The 17,228-nt window shown below is 75.2% G+C and carries 8 protein-coding genes; 1 reads left to right on the forward strand and 7 read right to left on the reverse strand.

Features of this window, described 5'->3' with window-relative positions:
* Positions 1 to 50: 50 nt before the first annotated feature.
* The 7 genes from CKY47_RS14630 to CKY47_RS14660 form a co-directional block, all read right to left on the reverse strand.
* Positions 51 to 1,295, reverse strand: a complete 1,245-nt coding sequence (locus CKY47_RS14630; protein WP_306746321.1) for an MFS transporter — start codon at positions 1,293 to 1,295, stop codon at positions 51 to 53.
* Positions 1,292 to 2,215 carry an ornithine carbamoyltransferase gene (locus CKY47_RS14635; protein WP_306746322.1) on the reverse strand — a complete coding sequence of 308 codons (924 nt, stop codon included), beginning with the start codon at positions 2,213 to 2,215 and terminating at the stop codon, positions 1,292 to 1,294. Before CKY47_RS14635 ends, CKY47_RS14630 begins: the two co-directional genes overlap by 4 nt.
* Before the next feature lie 33 nt (positions 2,216 to 2,248).
* Positions 2,249 to 3,010, reverse strand: coding sequence for a thioesterase II family protein (locus CKY47_RS14640; protein ID WP_306746323.1), 762 nt, complete (start codon positions 3,008 to 3,010; stop codon positions 2,249 to 2,251).
* Between the two features lie 3 nt (positions 3,011 to 3,013).
* Positions 3,014 to 3,982, reverse strand: coding sequence for a TauD/TfdA family dioxygenase (locus CKY47_RS14645; RefSeq protein ID WP_306746324.1), 969 nt, complete (start codon positions 3,980 to 3,982; stop codon positions 3,014 to 3,016).
* A 16-nt stretch (positions 3,983 to 3,998) separates the two neighbouring features.
* Positions 3,999 to 4,955, reverse strand: a complete 957-nt coding sequence (locus tag CKY47_RS14650) for a TauD/TfdA family dioxygenase (RefSeq protein WP_306746325.1) — start codon at positions 4,953 to 4,955, stop codon at positions 3,999 to 4,001.
* A gap of 95 nt (positions 4,956 to 5,050) precedes the next feature.
* Positions 5,051 to 9,982 carry a non-ribosomal peptide synthetase gene (locus CKY47_RS14655; RefSeq protein ID WP_306746326.1) on the reverse strand — a complete coding sequence of 1,644 codons (4,932 nt, stop codon included), beginning with the start codon at positions 9,980 to 9,982 and terminating at the stop codon, positions 5,051 to 5,053.
* Between the two features lie 91 nt (positions 9,983 to 10,073).
* Positions 10,074 to 16,007, reverse strand: coding sequence for a non-ribosomal peptide synthetase (locus CKY47_RS14660; RefSeq protein WP_306746327.1), 5,934 nt, complete (start codon positions 16,005 to 16,007; stop codon positions 10,074 to 10,076).
* A 158-nt stretch (positions 16,008 to 16,165) separates the two neighbouring features.
* Here CKY47_RS14660 and CKY47_RS14665 point away from each other — a divergent pair, with 158 nt between their 5' ends.
* A complete protein-coding gene (locus CKY47_RS14665) occupies positions 16,166 to 17,185 on the forward strand; it encodes an asparaginase domain-containing protein (protein ID WP_306746328.1) in 1,020 nt (339 codons plus the stop codon).
* Positions 17,186 to 17,228: the final 43 nt, after the last annotated feature.

Here is a 17,228-nt window from a genome sequence, read left to right on the forward strand (position 1 = left end):
ACGGGTCCGACGCCCGCCGCTGGGCGGGCGTCGGACCCGCGGGCGTCGGATCAGCGGGCGTCGGACCTGCGGATGGTGGGGCTGAGCACCGCCCCGACGAGGAGTACGACCAGCCCGGCCGTGACGCACAGCAGCGTCGAGGTGGTGGTGAGGGTGCTCAGCAGCACGCCCGCCACGAGCGCGCCCGCGGAGTTCGCGCCCCAGGAGGTCAGCATGACGGCGCTCATGGCGCGGCCCTGCATCTCGTCGGGCACGACCCGGGCCATGTAGGCGCCCGCGCCGACGTTGAGCACCGCGCCGGTGAACGACATCAGCGCGAACGGCGCGAACAGCAGCGGCAGGGCGGTGGCGAACGCCATCACCGGGACCAGCGCGGCGCGCGTGGCCAGGTCGAGCAGCAGGACGCCGCCCAGCGACAGCTTGCGCAGCAGCACCCCGCCGAACAGGGCCCCGCACACGCCGCCGACGCCGCCCACCAGGCCCACCAGGCCGGCCAGCGCGGCCGAGCCACCGGTCTGCTTGATCACCACGAGCGGGACCAGGTTGACCACCTGCGCGAAGAAGTTCGTCGCCGCGACCATGACCGTGGCGGCGCGCAGGAACTTCTGCTCCCACAGCCAGCGCAGGCCCTCGCCGATGTCCCGGCGCAGCGCCAGTGGCCGGTCGACCCGCTCGGTCTGCAACGGCCGGCGCACGAACAGCAGGCTGACCAGCGCCACCAGGTGGCCGAGCGCGACGGCCGCGAACGGCAGCCAGGACAGCAGGGCGAACAGCGAGCTGCCCGCGGGCTGGCCGAGCAGGGAGGCCACCCGGCCGCGCGCCTCGTTGCGGGCGACCGCCGAGGGCAGGTGCTCGGGCTCGACCACGTTGCGCACCGCGGCCCGCTGGGCGAGCAGGTAGAAGATCAGGCAGGCGCCCTCGACGAAGTTGACCACCAGCAGGTGCGGCAGCCACACCACGCCGAACAGCACGGCGACGGCCACGCTGAGCATGGCGATCGACGCCAGCGCGTCGCAGCCGACCATCAGCCGGCGGCGGTCCCAGCGGTCGACCAGGACGCCGGCGGGCAGCTGGAGCAGCAGGGCGGGCAGCAGGCCCGCGAACGCCACCAGGCCCGCGCCCAGCGCCGAGTCGCCGTGCCAGACGAGCAGCAGCGGGAACGCGATCACGCTGATCTTCGCGCCCAGCTGGGAGAACCCGGCGCCGGTCCACAGCAGCAGGAAGTCGCGGTTGCGCCGCAGGGGCGGGACTCCCCCGGTGGAGGGCGGTCCCCCGGCGATCGGCTCGGCGGTCACGCCCTGCACCACTCGACGACGGCCATCGCGGTCCACATCTTGTTGGCGGCCTGCCGGAAGGCGATGCTCGCGGGTCCGTCGAGCACCTCGGCGGTGACCTCCTCGCCGCGGTGCGCGGGCAGGTCGTGCATGAACACCGCGTCCGGGTTGGTGTCCCACAACGCCGCGCCGACCTGGAACGGCGCGAAGACGTCGCGCCAGCGCGGGTCCGGCTTCGCGGTGCCGGTGGTCTGCCAGCGGGTGGTGTAGAGGACGTCCACCCCGGACGGCGGCGTGGACATGTCGTGCGACTCGGAGAGCGTCGCCCCGGTGCGCCGGGCCACCGCGTGCGCCCGCGCCATCACGCCCGGGTCGACCGCGTAGCCCGGCGGCGTCCGGAAGTCGACCTCCATGCCGGGGACGCGGGCCGCCGCCAGGGCGAGCGCGGTCGCGCTGTTGTTGCCCTCGCCGAGGTAGGCCACCCTGATGCCGGACAGGGTGCCGAAGTGGGCCTTGATCGTGGCGAGGTCGGTGAGCGCCTGGGTCGGGTGCTCCAGCTCGCTCATCGCGTTGACCACGGACATGCCGCCCCACGACGCCCAGCCGCGCAGCTCCTCGGTGGTGCCGCAGGTGCGGGCGACCAGGACGTCGAGCATGGAGGAGAGCACCCGGCCGGTGTCCTCGGTGGTCTCCCCCGTGTTGGTCTGGAGGTCGTTCGGGCCGAAGTTCACCACGCCCGCGCCCAGCCGCAGCGAGCCCGACCAGAACGACGTGCGGGTGCGCGTCGACGTCCGCCGGAAGTACAGGCCGACGACCTGGTCGGCCAGCGGCCGGCCGTGCTCGACGGGCCCGGCCGCGAACCGCGCGGCGCGGTCCACGACGTGGTGCAGGTCGTCGTCGTCGAGGTCGTCGATCGAGATGAGGTGCTTCGTCCGGGCCATCGGTTCCCAACCCTTCGGGCGGACCGCCCGGCCTCAGCCGAGCCGGTCGGCGGCACCGGCCAGGACGTCGAACAGCTCGCGGGGCGGCGCGTCCACGTAGTAGTGGTCACCGGGCACCACGTGCTCGTCGGCGGGGCCGATGGTGTGCTTGGTCCAGGGGCGCATGTCGTCGATCGTGCAGCTGTGGTCCGCCGCGGCGGCGACCAGCGTCAGCGGGCACGTCAGCGGCGGACCGGGGGTGTAGCGGTAGCGCTGCGACATCAGCAGGTCACCGCGCAGCGGCGGGACCAGCAGGTCCCACAGGTCGGGGTCGCTCAGCGCCGGGCCGGCCCGGTTGCCCAGCCGGGTCAGGTAGCGGCGCAGGTCGTCGTCGCGGGTGAAGTCGTAGCCGGTGGTCGCGCAGTCGGTGGGAGGTCGGCGGGCCGACACGACCAGCCCGGCGAGCGGCGTCGGGAACCTCGGCGACAGCCGCCGCGCCACCTCGAACGCGACGGTGGCGCCGAGGCTGTGCCCGAAGAACGCGACCGGCCGGTCGAACAGGCGCGGCACGACCGCGGCCACCTCGTCCGCCAGCACCTCCAGCCGCGAGACGGGCTCCTCCCGGCTGCGGTCCTGGCGGCCGGGGTACTGCACGCCCACCAGCTCGACCGACTCGGGCAGGCGCTCGGCCCAGCCGTGGAAGACGCTGGCGCCGCTGCCCGCGTGCGGGAAGCACACCACGCGCAGCGCAGCGCGGGGGCGGGACCGGTAGACCCTCAGCCAGCCGGTCGACCCGGCGGTCGGCAGTCGGCCCACGGCTCACCCCCCGTTGGCCAGGTAGTCGGACACGTGCGCCTCGCCCATCGCCACGGCGATCTTGCGCGGGCCGGTGAACGGCTCGCGGCCGTGCGCGGCCAGCATGTTGTCCACCAGCAGGACGTCCTTGTGCCGCCAGTCGAACCGGCGCGACTCGGCCCGGTAGCAGGCCCGCAGGTGGGCCACCACGTCGGACGGGATCGGGGCGCCGTCGCCGTAGTAGGTGTTGGTCGGCAGGCCCTCCTCGCCGAACATGCCGAGCAGGCCCTCCTGGAGGTCCTCGTCCAGCGACGAGTGGTGGAAGAACGTGATGTGGTTGAACCACACGTCCTCACCGGTGTCCGGGTGGGTGTAGGTGGCCTTGCGCAGCGCCCTGGTGCGCAGGTGGTCGTCGCCGAGCCACTCGGCGGCCATGCCGCGATCGGCGCAGTAGCGCTCCACCTCGGCGCGGTCGGAGGTGCCGAACACCTCCGGCCAGGACACGCCGAAGTGGGGCCGGTAGTTGCGCACGACCATCCAGCCGCGGCGCTCGAACTCCTCGCGCACGGCGGGGTCGATCGCCCGGTGGACGCGGCGCACGTCGGCCAGCGGCGTCGCGCCCCGCGTCTCCGGTTCGCGGTCGCAGTAGAAGTAGACGACCCGCGGCCACACCGCCTGGTAGGAGTTCTCGTTGTGCAGGAAGATCTCCTCGTCCTGCGGGTAGTCGGTCGAGGTGTAGACGTTGCCCTTGATGGAGTGCCGGGGCGAGGAGCGCTCGCTGTAGGTCAGCGGTTCGCCGGAGAACGCCCGCACGACCGCCTCGAACGCGGTCACGTCGTCCACCGGGTAGCCGCGGAACAGCAGGGCGCCGTGCGTGGTGAGCAGTTCGCGCCAGCGCGCCCGGTCGGCCGCGACCACCTCGTGCAGCGGTCGGTCGTCGTCCGCCTGCCGCACGTGCGGCAGCGTCTGCTCCTGGGACAGGGTGTCGGTCATCCGTTGGTACCTCCGCTCATCCGGACATGGCCACGAGCACCCGGCGGGGGCCGGTGAACGGTCGCCTGCCGTGCCCGACGAGCACGTTGTCGATCAGCATCAGGTCGCCCTCGGACCAGTCGTTGTCGACCGCCTCCGCCAGGCCCCGGTCGCGCACCTGCACGACGTACTCGGCGGGGATCGGCGTGCCGTCGGCGAAGGCGACCGACTGCGGCATGTCCTCCTCGGCCATGATCTCGGCCAGCGCCCGGGCGGTCTCGTCGCCGAGCCCGGCGGCGTGCCACTGGTCGGACTGGTTGAACCAGACCTCGGCGCCGGTCCGCGGGTCCACGACCGTGGACGGCCCGCTCTGCTCGACGCGCAGCGAACCGTCGGCCCGCCACTCGAACTCGGCCGAGGTCTCCTTCAGGAACACCTCGACGTCGGCCTTGTTCGCGGTCTCGAACGTCTCCTGCCAGCTCTTGCCGAAGCCGTGGCCGTCGTGCAGGTTCTGCCGGTAGCGCACGCCCCCGCGGTAGGCCGCGCGGACCTCCTCGTCGAGGGCGGCGAGCCACCGGGCGCCGTCGACCACGGGGGTCGCACCGCCGCCGGCGGGCGCCTGCTGGCAGTAGAACAGCAGGCGGCTCGGGTAGCGCGCGGCGTAGGACAGCTCGTTGTGCATGGAGATCGTGTACTCGGGCGGGTACTCGGTGGACGTGTAGACGTTCGCGCCGATGTCGCCCACCTTGGTGCGCGGCGAGTTGCCGTGCCGGTACGCCCAGCGCTCCGGCAGCAGGTGGTCGATGACGGCGTCGAACTCGTCCGGCCGAACCGAGAAACCCCGCCACACCAACGCCTTCGCCCGGGTCAGCTCCACGCCCAGGTCGCCGACCGACGCCAGGTGCTCCACCAGCCCGGCCGCGGTGGGCGCGACCCCCGCGTCCTCCGGCCGGATCACCGTCGGCGACCAGCGCTGGTCGGTTGGCTCCGCCACGAGGACCACCCCTCTTCCCGTCTCGTCGCGCCGCACCCGGCGCGCTTGCGGCTCTGGAACTCTCGACCGCCGGGCAATACGGCGGCTATATCGGCTCAGACCTCCGGCGAGGTCCGGGCGATCAGCTCCTCCTCGGACATCTGCTCGACCTCGGCGAGGATCGCGGCCTCGACGACGGCGGCCAGCTCGGCGACCGTCGGCCCCTCGAACACCGACCGGATCGGCAGGTCCACTTCGAACACCGACCGCAGGGCGGCGACCAGCCGGATGGCCAGGATCGAGTTGCCGCCCGAGCGGAAGAAGTGCGAGTCGCCGCCGACCCCGACACCCAGCAGGTCGGTGAAGATCTCCGCGACCCGCTCCTCGACCGGGCCGCGCGGCGGCACGAACCCGGTGGTGCGCGCCTCCTCGAACGGCGGCAGCGCCGCCTTGTCGACCTTGCCGTTGGCGTTGAGCGGCATCCGCTCCAGCACCACGACCCCGTCCGGGACCATGTAGTCCGGCAGCCGGGCGGCGCAGTGGGCGGTCAGCGCCTCCGCGAGGTCCGCCACGTCCGGCGCGGCCACGCAGTACGCGAGCAGCCGCACGGACTCCGCCGGGCCCTTTGCGGTGACCACGACCGCGTCCTTGACGTCCGGGTGGTCGGCCAGCACGGCGGTGATCTCGCCCAGCTCCACCCGGTAGCCCCGGACCTTGACCTGGTCGTCCGCGCGGCCGACGAAGTCCACGTCGCCCTCGGGCAGCAGGCGGACCAGGTCGCCGGTGCGGTACAGGCGGGCCCCCGCCGGGCCGAACGGCGACGGGACGAACCGGTCGGCGGTCAGCGCCGGGCGGTCGAGGTAGCCCCGCGCCAGGCCCGCTCCCCCGACGTACAGCTCGCCCACCACACCGGGCGGCAGGGGCTTCAGCGCCTCGTCGAGGACGTGCACCTCGATGCCGGGCAACGCCTGGCCGATCGGCACGGTGTCGCCCGCCACGGGCTCGTCCACGGGGAAGACGCAGGTGCCCACGGACGACTCGGTCGGGCCGTACTCGTTGATCAGGTGCCCCGGGCCGAGCGCCCGGCGCCACCGCTCCGCCAGCGCGGGCGGCAGCGGCTCGCCGGCCACCACGACGACCTCGGCCAGGTCGGCCAGCCACTGCTCGGAGAGCTGGTCGGTCAGGATCTGGAGGTGGCCGGGGGTGAGCTTGAGGAAGCTCAGCGGCGCCGCGTCGGTCAGCAGCCTGCCCAGGTCGGCCAGGTCCAGGTCGGACGGCAGCAGGTGCACCGGCTGACCGGCCATCAGCGGCGCCCACAGGTTGGGCACCACCAGGTCGAACGCCACGGAGGAGAACACCGCGCCGCCGCGCCGGCCGCGCATGGCCAGCTCGTTGGTGGCCCACCGCAGGTGGTTGGCCAGGCCGCCGTGGGTGATCTGCACGCCCTTCGGCCGCCCGGTCGAGCCGGAGGTGTAGATGACGTAGGCCAGCAGGTCCGGGTCGTCGACCCGGTCGGGGGCGTCGGCCGGTTCCGCGTCGATCAGCGGCGCGTCGGTGTCCAGGTGGACGACGTGGCCGGAGGCGTGGCAGCCGATCCGGTCCGCGTACGAGGAGGAGGTCAGCACGACCGGCACGTCGGCGTCGGTCAGCATGAACCCGATCCGCTCCTGCGGCAGGTTCGGGTCGACCGGCAGGTAGGCGGCGCCGGCCTTCCACACGCCCAGCAGGCTCGCCATCAGGTCGATCCCGCGGTCCAGGGCCACCGCGACCACCGCGTCCGGTCCCGCGCCGCGCCGCCGGAGGTGGTGGGCGATCCGGTTGGCCCGCGCGTCCAGCTCGGCGAACGTCGCCGTGTCCGCGCCGGCCACCAGCGCCACCGCGTCGGGAGCCGCCCGGACCTGCCGCTCCACCAGGCGCGGCACCGAGCCGAACGAGGCCGCGACCCGGTTCGCCGGGCGCCGCGCCGGGCGCCGCACCCCGTCGAAGTCCATCTCGGCCAGGCGGGCGCCCGGGTCGGCGGCGGCGGCGGTGAGCAGGCGGACGAAGTGCTCGGCCATCCGCTCGACCGTGGCGCGCTCGAACAGCGCGGTGGCGTACTCGAAGCCGCCGACGTACCGGCCGTCCGGTTCGCGGCGCAGGTAGAGCGTCAGGTCGGTCCGGGCGGTGCGCGACAGGTCGAGCAGGGTGCCCAGGTCGTCGGGGTCGGCCGCGGAACCGGTCAGCCGCTCGTCGTGCAGGTCGAAGGCGACCTGGTACAGCGGGGTGCGCGACAGGTCCCGCTCCGGGGCCAGGTCGGCGACCAGCAGCTCGAACGGCAGGCCCTGGTGCGCAAGGGCGTCGCGGCACGTGTCGCGCACGCCGGCGAGGGCGTCGCGGAAGGACGACCTGCCGTCGAGGCGGCAGCGCAGGACGACGCTGTTGAGGAAGAAGCCCACCACGTCCTCGACCTCGGCGCGGTCGCGCCCGGACACCGGCGTGCCGATCACCACGTCCCACTGGCCGGTGTGGCGGGCCAGCAGGGTGGTGAAGCCGGACAGCAGCGTCATGAACGACGTGGCGCCGACCTCGCGGCCGAGTTCGTCGAGCGCCTCGGCGACCAGGGCGGAGACGGTGAAGGGCACCATCGAGCCGCGGCCGTCGCGGACCTCCGGGCGGGCCTTGTCGGTGTGCAGCACCAGGGGCGACGCGCCGTCGAGCACGGTCCGCCAGTGCCGCAGCTCCTCCTCGACCGCCGGGCCCTCGGCCCGCTCCCGCTGCCACACCGCGTAGTCGGCGTACTGCACGGGCAGGTCGGGCAGGTCCGGCGCGCGGCCGGCGCGCGCCGCGGCGAGCAGCTCGGCGAAGTCGCGTTCCAGGACCGCCGAGGACCAGCCGTCGCAGACGATGTGGTGCATCAGCACGACCAGCACCCGGTCGCCCGCGGCGTCGTTCGCGGTGAGCACCGAGCGGACCAGCGGCCCGCGCTCGATGTCGATGCCCCGGTCGAGTTCCCCGTCCAGCACGGCGGCCAGCCCGTCGGCGGTCGTGTCCAGGACGCGCAGGTCCGCGCTCGTGGGCGGGTCGACCACCTGGACGGGTTCGCCGCGGTCGGTGGCGAACCGGGTGCGCAGCGACTCGTGCCGGGCGATCAGGCCGTCCAGCGCGGCCCGGACCAGCTCGTCCGGGGTGTCGCCGGGCACCCGCAGGAACAGCGGCGAGACCCACTCGCGGGCGCGGGGCTGCATCCGGTCGAGCAGCCACAGCCGGCGCTGCCCCGTGGAGACCGGCAGCGGCCCGGTGCGCGGGATGCGGCGCAGCGCGTCCTCGTCGACCTCCTCGACCGGGACGACCAGCGCGGCCTGCTCGGCGAGGGTGGTGGCGGAGAGCAGCTTCGGCAGGTCGATCGCCGTGCCGGTGGCCTTGCGCAGCCGGTTGGCGAGCCGGGTGAACTGGAGCGACGAGCCGCCGAGGCGGAAGAAGTCGTCGTGCACGCCGACCTCGTCCACGCCCAGCAGGTCGCACCACACCCGCTCGACCAGCCGTTCGGCGGCGGTGCGCGGCGCGACCTTCTCCTCGGTGGCCGCCGGCTCGGGCAGCGCCGACCGGTCCACCTTGCCGCTGGCCAGCAGCGGGAGCCGGTCGAGTCCGACGAACGCCGACGGCACGTGCGTGGCGGGCAGGCGCTCGGCCAGGTAGGCGCGCAGGTCGCCGACCTCGGCCTGGCCGGTCGCCTCGTGGTAGGCGACGAGGCGGGTGCCGCCGTCCGGCGTGGCGAACGGCACGACGGCCACCGCGCGCACGCCGGGGTGCGCGGCCAGCGCGGCCTCGACCTCGCCCGGCTCGATGCGCACGCCGTTGACCTTGACCTGCTGGTCGACGCGCCCGCGGTACTCCAGGTAGCCGTCCTCGCGCCACCGCGCCAGGTCGCCGGTGCGGTACAGCCGCGCACCGGCGGGGCCGTGCGGGTCGGGCACGAACGCCTCGGCCGTGCGGCCAGGCAGGTTCAGGTAGCCGCGGGCGACGCCGACGCCGCCCGCGTACAGCTCGCCGGTCACGCCGATGTCGACCGGGTCGCACCGGTCGTCGGCGATCAGCACGCGCATGCCGGGGATCGGCCGCCCGATCGGCACCGGCCCGGAGCGCTGCGCGGGGTCGAAGCGGAACGCGGTGACGTCGATGGAGCACTCGGTCGGCCCGTAGGTGTTCCACACCTCGACCCGCTCCGGCGCGGGGAGCAGCCCGAGGAAGCGCTGCACCAGCTCGGCGTGCAGCGGTTCGCCCGCGCAGGTGAGCAGTCGCAGCGCGCCGGCGCCGTCCCAGCCGTCCTCGGCCACCAGGGCGCGCAGCACCGACGGCACGACCTGGAGCACCGTGACGTCGTGGCGGACCACGGCGGCGACCATCGCGGCCGGGTCGCGCTCGGCGCCGTGCGGGGCGAGCACCACGGTGCCGCCGCAGGTCAGCGGGGCGAAGATCTCCCAGCCGGCGGCGTCGAAGGTCATCGCGGTCTTCTGGAGCACCCGGTCCGCCGCGGTCAGCCGCTGGCCGCGCACGGCCCAGTCGACCCGGTTGGCGATGCCCGCGTGCGTGACGACGACGCCCTTCGGCGTACCGGTGGAGCCCGAGGTGTGCACGACGTAGGCCGCGCCGTCGCCGTTCGAGTCGACGGCGGGGGCGCCGGCGGCCTCCGGCAGGTCGTGCGGCGAGAGCACCACCAGGTCCGGCACGTCGGGCGCGGTGGCGCCGGGCGCGGCCAGCAGTTGCCGGACGCCTGCGTTGCGCAGCACGAGGGCGTTGCGCTGCCCGGGGTGGTCGGGGTCGAGCGGCAGGTACGCGCCGCCGGCCTTCCACACCGCGAGCAGCCCGGCCACGAGGTCGACGCCGCGCGGCAGGCACACGCCGACCACCGACCCGGGCCCGACGCCGGCCGCGCGCAGTGCGGCGGCCTGGCGCTCGGCGCGGGACTCCAGGTCCGCGTAGCTGTGCGAACGGGGACCGTCGACGACGGCGATCGCCTCGGGCGTGGCAGCGGCCTGTCGTGCGACGAGCAGGTGGATGTCGAGGGACATCGGTGATCCTCCATGCGGACTCGGCTCGGCACGTGCGCGTCGGACGTGCGCGGCACCCGGCGTACCGGTGGTTCGGGTGTTCACGGGCGGCTCAGGCGTAGCCGCCCCATTCGGCCAGCAGCCGTCGCCGGTCGCCGGCCTCGGCCGCGTACAGCTCGCGGACCGGCCGCTCGGGGTCCGCCGCGAAGCGGTCGAGCACGGTGGTGAAGCGGTCGAACAGCGCACCCGCCGCGGCGTCGTCGAACGCGTCCGGGCGGTGCCCCAGCCACAGCTCCAGCCGGTCACCGGGGATGGCAACCATGCGCAGCGGGTAGTGCGTCTCGTCCTCCAACCCGTAGGGACCGGCCCGGAGGTCGCCGAGGGAGTCCGGCCACACCGAGGGGTCGAGCGGGTAGTTGACGACCATCGTCGTGGTGTCGAACAGGCTCTTGCCGCCGCCGAAACCGGCCTGGCGCTGGATCTCGGCGAGGGACAGGTGGTGGTGCGGCAGCAGCGCGGCCTGTTCGTCCTGGGTGCGCCGGGCCAGGGCGGCCAGGGACTCGTCGCGGTCGACCCGCACCCGCACCGGCACCGTGTTGGTCAGCAGCCCGACCATGTCCCGGACGCCGGGCAGCTCCGGCGGCCGGCCGGAGACCGACGTGCCGAACAGGACGTCGTCGGAGTTCGTCAGCCGCGACAGCACGTAGCCCCACGCGCACTGCACGACCGTGTTGAGCGTGACGCCGAGCGCGCGGCACCGGTTGGTCAGCGCGTCGGACTCCGGCGCCCCGAGGGCGCGCCGGATCTGCCGGTGCGGTTCGGGCGTGCCCGCCCGCTCGGCCGGGTGCACGTGGCACGGGCCGGTCACGCCGGCCAGCGCCTCCGCCCACGCCGCCCGCGCGCCGGGGACGTCCTGCCGGGCCAGCCACTCCAGGTAGGTGCGGTAGGGCGCGACGGGCGGCAGGTCGGCGTCGAGGTCGCCGTAGAGCGCGAACAGCTCCTTGAGCACGATGCCGGTGGACCAGCCGTCCCACAGGATGTGGTGCGTGGTCAGCGCCAGCCGGTGCCGGCGCGGGCCGAGGCGGAGCACCAGCAGGCGCAGCGCGGGCGGCGCGGCCAGGTCGAACCGGCCGACCCGCTCGCGGGCCGCCAGCTCGGCCGCGCGGGCCTCCTGGTCGGGCACGCCGGTCAGGTCGTGCCCGGTCCACGGGACCTCGACCCGCGCGGGCACCACCTGCACGGCCGTGCCGTCCTCGTCGTCGTGCACGAACGCGGCGCGGATGTTGTCGTGCCGGGCCAGGGTGGCCTCCGCCGCCCGGCGCAGCCGCTCCGGGTCCAGGTCGCCCTCCACGTCGACGCGCACCTGGGAGGCGTAGACGTCCAGGCCGCCCTCGGTGAGCAGGTTGTGGAACAGGAACGCCTCCTGCATCGGCGCGAGCGGCAGGACGTCCACCGCGCCGGGGTAGGCGGCGCAGATCCGGTCGACCCGCTCCTGGGTCAGGTTCGCCAGCGGCACGTCGGAGGCCAGCAGCGCGCCCGCGCCCGGCGTGGCGGCGTGCGCGACCAGGCCGGCCGTCGCCGCCTCCCACAGGTCGAGCAGCCCGGTCACGTCGGCCTCGTCGAGCAGGCGCCCGGGCCAGGTCAGCATGAGCGTGGTGCGCGGGCCCGCCGCGGTGTCGTGGGTGATCGCGTCGGCACCGAGCACGTTCGGCACCGGCATCCGGGGGTCCGCGCCGCCGGCGAAGCTGTCCTCCGCGCCCGTGATGCCCCAGTCGTCCGCGCCGGCCGACCGGAACCGGCCGAGGTAGTTGAAGCACAGGCGCGGGGTGGGCAGCGCGGCGAGCGCGTCGCGGGACGCCGGGTCGAGGTGGCGCAGCACGCCGAAGCCGATGCCGTTGTCGCGCGGCGCCCGCAGCTGCTCGCGGACCCGCTTGAGCGCGGCGCCCAGCGCCGGGCCGCCCGCGACCGCCTCCGCCCACGGCACCTCGCCGGGGTCGACGCGGGCGGGGTGGATGGTGGTGAACCAGCCGACCGTGCGGTCCAGGACGACGCCCGGCGCGATCTCCTCGCGCCCGTGGCCCTCCAGCTCGACCAGCACGGCGTCCGCGCGGGGCGCGCCGCGCTGCTCGCGCCACCGGGCGTAGGCCAGCGACAGCGAGGTCAGCAGGGCGTCGCCGGCGGTCGCCCGGAAGCGGGCGGGCACGGTGTCCAGCAGCGCGTCGCCGACGTCCGCCGGCAGGGTGAGCCGGACGGTCCGCGCGGTGGCGAAGGTGTCGACGGCGGGGTCGGGTTCCGCGGTGTAGGCCGGGTCCGGCGTGGACAGCACGTCCGTCCAGTGCGGCAGCTCGTCGCGGTAGGTCCCCGCCGCCGCGGTGGCGGCCAGCCGCCGCGCCCACGCGGCCATCGGCGTCGTCACGGCGGGCAGCCCGCCCGGCCGGCCGGCCGCCGCCGTGCCCAGGTCCTGGAGCAGGACCCGCCACGAGACGCCGTCGACCACGAGGTGGTGCACCACCAGCAGCAGGGTGCCGCGCTCGGCGGGGCCCGCGTCGAACCACACCGCGCGCAGCACCGCGCCCGCCTCGGGCGACAGGCCGCGCCGCGCTTCGGCGCGCTCCTCCGCGAGGGCCGCGCGCAACCGGTCCGCGTCGAACCCGGCGGCGTCGACCCGGCGCAGCCAGCCGTCCGGCATCGGCGTGCCGGTCGGGCGCACGTCCAGCACCGGTTCGCCGTCGTCGTCCCGCGCCAGCGCGGTCCGCAGCGCGTCGTGGTGGTCGACCAGCGCCCGCAGCGCCCGGTCGAGCGCGTCGAGCCGCAGGTCGGCCGGGGTGTGGACGGTGACCGCCTGGTGGAAGCCGTCGATCGGGGCGTGCCCGGCGCGGGCCCAGCGCATGATCGGGGTCAGCGGCACCGGTCCGGTCGGCCCGACCTCGGGCGCCGCCTCGGTGTCGAGCACGCGGGCGACCTCGGCGAGACCGGCCGCCGTCGGGTGGGCGAACACCTCGCGGGCGGTCAGCTCCAGCCCGTGCTGCCGGGCCAGGGACACCAGCTGCAACGCGATGATGCTGTCGCCGCCGCGGTCGAAGAACGACTCGTCCGGGCCGATCTCGGCCACGCCGAGCACCTCGCGCAGCAGGTCCCGCACGACCTTCACCGGGCCCGCCGCGTCCGGGGTGGCGGGTGCCGTGACGACGTCCTCCGGGCTGGGCAGGCCGCGCCGGTCGAGCTTGCCCGCCGCCGTCAGCGGCAGCGCGTCCAGCAGGACCACGGAGTCCGGCACCATCTGGTTGGGCAGGAACCGCCGGGCGGCCCGGCGCACCTCGTCGGGCTCCACCGCCGCGCCCTCGGCCGGCACGACGTAGGCCAGCAGCCTCATCCGGCCGTGCGGTCCCTCGTCCGCGACGACGGCGACGGCGCCGACCCCGTCCAGGCCGGCCAGCACGGTCTCGACCTCGCCGGGCTCGATGCGGGCGCCGCGGATCTTGATCTGGTCGTCGGCGCGGCCGACGTACTCCAGGTTGCCGTCCTCGCGCCAGCGCACCAGGTCGCCGGTGCGGTACATGCGCTCGCCGGGCAGGCCGTGCGGGCAGGGCAGGAACCGGTCCGCGGTCAGGCCGGGGCGGCCCAGGTAGCCGCGCGCCAGGCCGGCGCCGGCCACGTACAGCTCCCCCGCCGCGCCGGGCACGGTCGGCCGCAGCTCGCCGTCCAGCACGTAGACCCGCATGTTGCGCAGCGGGGTGCCGATGTCGGGGCGGCTCGCGCCGGTGAGCGGGGCGCTGCCGGTCGAGCCCACGCCCGCCTCGGTCGGGCCGTACATGTTGAGCATCCGGCGGCCTGGTCCCCAGCGCCGGCACAGCCGCTGGTCCACGTCCTCGCCGCCGGTGAGCAGCGTCTCCAGGTCGGGCAGGTCGGTGTCGGGCACGTTGGCCAGCACGGCGGGCGGCAGCGCCAGGTGAGTGATCCGGTTGTCCCGCAACATCTCCACGAGCCGGTCGAACGGCAGTTCGGCGGCGGGTGGCGCGAGCACGAGCCGCCCGCCCGCGACGAGCGCGGGCCAGATGTCGGCCACCGAGGCGTCCACGCCCGGCGAGACGAGCTGGAGCACGCGCGTGTTCTCGTGCATCCCGTACCGGGGGATGTTGTCGAACACCATGTTGCACAGCGCCGACCGGGGTTCGACGACGCCCTTCGGGGCGCCGGTCGAGCCGGAGGTGTAGATGACGTAGGCCGGGTTGGCCGGGTGGACCGGTCGGCGGGGCGCGGCGCGGCCGACGGTGGGCCGGGTGTCCTCCACGACCAGCACCTCCACCGCGGTGGGCGGCAGCGCGGGCTCGGTCGCGGCGTCGCTGACCACGCAGCGCGCGCCGGCGTCGGCGACCAGGTGGGCGATCCGCTCGGGCGGGTTCGCGAGGTCGATCGGCAGGAACGCGGCGCCGGCCTTGAGCACGGCCAGCATGGCGACGACCAGGTCAGGCGTGCGTGGCAGCACGAGGGCGACCACGTCCTCCGGCCCGACCTCGCGCGCGGCCAGCCGGTCGGCCAGCCACTCGGCCCGCTCGTCCAGCTCGCGGTAGGTCAGCTCGGTGGTCCCGTGGACCACGGCCACCGCGTCGGGGGCGCGTCGCGCGCGCCGCTCCACCAGTTCCGCGATGTCGCCGTCCGGCACGGGGGCGGCGGTGTCGTTGCGGCGCACCAGCAGCTCGTGGCGCTCGGCGCGCGACAGCAGGTCGAACGAGTCCACCGGCCGGTCCGGGGCCGCGGTGACGTCCCGTGCGAAGGCGGTGAACCGGTCGGCGTGCTCCTCGACGCCGCGCCGGCCGTGCAGCCTGGGTTCGGCCTCGAACACCAGCGTGACCGGGCCGTCGTCCTGCCCGTGCACGTTGACGGACAGGTCGATGGGCGGGCCGGAGGCGAGGTTGCGGGCCCGCGCGGTGGTGCCGGCGAAGGAGAACTCGTCGTCGAACGGCGTGAAGTTGACCAGCGGGCCGAGGAAGCCGCCCTCGGTGACGTTCACGCCGAGCGCGCGGACCACCTCGTCGTGCCGGAGGCGCTCGTGCGGCAGGCCCTCCGCCAGCGCGGCGGACAGGAGCCCGACCACGTCGGTCAGGGTGGCCGTCGGCGCCACGTCGACGCGCAGCGGGACCACCGCCGCCGCCATGCCGACCACCTGCCGCGTCGCGATGCCGCGCCGGCCGCTGGTGGGCAGGCCGAGCACGACGTCCCGCCGCCCGGTGAGCCGCCCCAGGTAGGAGGCGACGGTGGCGAGCAGCACGACCTGCCAGGTGGCGCCGGTCAGCTCGGCGACCTCGCGCAGCCGGTCGAGGGCCGCGTCGTCGAGCTCGCGCGCCACGCGCCAGGCGACGAGGTCGGTGTCCGGCCCGGGGCCGCCGATCGGGGACACCCGCATGGACTCCGGCGCGTCGGCGAACGTGCCGGTCCAGAACTCCAGGTCGGCCGCGTGCGCGGGCGACTCGCGGTAGCGGCGGTCGGCGTCGACCAGCGCGGTCAGCGACCGCAGCGGGGGCTGTGCCGGGGCCGAGCCGGTCACCAGGGCGGTGTAGCGGTCGGCCAGCGTGCGGTGCAGCAGCCGCATCGAGTACGCGTCGGTGACGATGTGGTGCATGCGGCAGTAGAACCGGAACCGCCGCTCGCCCAGGCGGATCAGCGCCGCCGCCGAGACGGGGCCCACGCCGAGGTCGACCGGCGTGGCGCGCTCGGCCGCCGTCCACTCGTCGGCCCGCCGCTCCGGGTCCGGCTCGTCGGAGAAGTCGAGCACCGGCAGCCCGGGCAGCCCGTCCTCGGGGACGACGACCTGCACCAGGCCGTCCTCGTCGGCGAACCGCTCGACCCGCAGCGCGTCGGCCTCCGCGCGCACCCGCCGCCACGCGGCCGCGAACGCGCCGACGTCGAGCGGCCCGGCGAATTCGAGCACCTCGGCGCAATTGAAGACCTGGCCGGTGCCGTCCAATTGGTGCGCGAACCAGACGCCTTTCTGCGCCGCGGACAGCGGCAGGCGCTGCGCACCGCCCTGCCCGCCCGAGTCACCCACGGCACGCCGCCCAGGTCAGGGGCACCGTCGAACTCGCAGCACTCGGACGTCCGCATGGGCTCGTGAACATGCGGACCACGGTGCCGAGCCCGACTACAACTCCCCTATACCCCGGGGATATTGGGCCGCTGTAGACCGGCGGCGACAATCGGGTACCTGTGAATGAAAAAACGAATCGGACGTCGGTCGCCGTCATCGGCTCGGGCGGCACAATCGCGGGCCTCGCGGCGAGCCGGTCGGACTTCCAGAGCTACCGCGGCGGAGCGCTCACGACGGCCGAGCTGCTCGACTCCCTGGCCGACGAACTGGACGGGGTCGCGCGCACCGAACCGATCGACTTCCGGGGCGAGGGCGGCGGGTGCCGCACCCTGCGCGACTTCCACGCGCTGTCCACCCTGGTCGACACCCACCTCGCCGCCGACGCCGACGCCGCCGTGGTGCTGTGCGGCACCCGGCAGCTCGAAGAGGTCGCCTACTGGCTCGACCTCACCGTCCGCAGCCCCAAGCCGGTGGTCGTCACCGGGTCGTTCCGGCCGTGGAACGCGCTGGGCAGCGACGGGCAGGCCAACCTGCACAACGCCGTCGCGCTGGCCGCGTCCGGCCGCACGACCGGCTTCGGCACGGTGGTGGCGCTCAACGACCGCGTCCTGTCCGCCCGCGACGCGGCCAAGTCGGACACCCTGCGCCTGGACGCCTTCCGGGGCCGCGAGTGGGGTGCGCTCGGGGTGGTGGACGAGCGGAACATCCGCCTGCTCCGCGCCCCGGCCCGCGTGCTGCTGCACGGCCGCCCGGAGTGGGGCACGCCGTTCGACCTGACCCGGATCGACCCGGACCGGCTGCCGCGCACCGAGATCGCCTACTCCTACACCGACGCGGGCGGCGAGGCCGTGGCCGCGTTCGCCCGCTCCGGGGTCGCCGGCGTGGTGATGGCGGGCGACCCGTCCGACCGGCAGGCCGGTGCGCTGCGGGAGGCGGTCGGCGCGGGCCTCGTGGTCGTCGCGGCGGGCCGCAACACCACCGGCGCCGTGTACGACCCGGGCGTGCCCGGGATCATCGCCGCCGAGGACCTCACGCCGCAGAAGGCGCGGCTGCTGCTGACGCTCGGCCTGGCGGTGACCGACGACGTGGACCGGCTGCGGTCGCTGTTCCGCGAGCACGGCGTGCCCGAGTTCGGCTGACCCGACTCCGAGGGGGCGGCGACCACGCGGTCGCCGCCCCCTC

Origin of the sequence: Saccharothrix longispora (assembly GCF_030852425.1) — a bacterium.
Taxonomy (GTDB): domain Bacteria; phylum Actinomycetota; class Actinomycetes; order Mycobacteriales; family Pseudonocardiaceae; genus Actinosynnema; species Actinosynnema longispora.

Bases quoted from the DNA above. Each gene is read 5' to 3' on its own strand.
- CKY47_RS14635 (WP_306746322.1), bottom strand. From the start codon at position 2,215: ATGGCCCGGACGAAGCACCTCATCTCGATCGACGACCTCGACGACGAC.
- CKY47_RS14645 (WP_306746324.1), bottom strand. From the start codon at position 3,982: ATGACCGACACCCTGTCCCAGGAGCAGACGCTGCCGCACGTGCGGCAG.
- CKY47_RS14655 (WP_306746326.1), bottom strand. From the start codon at position 9,982: ATGTCCCTCGACATCCACCTGCTCGTCGCACGACAGGCCGCTGCCACG.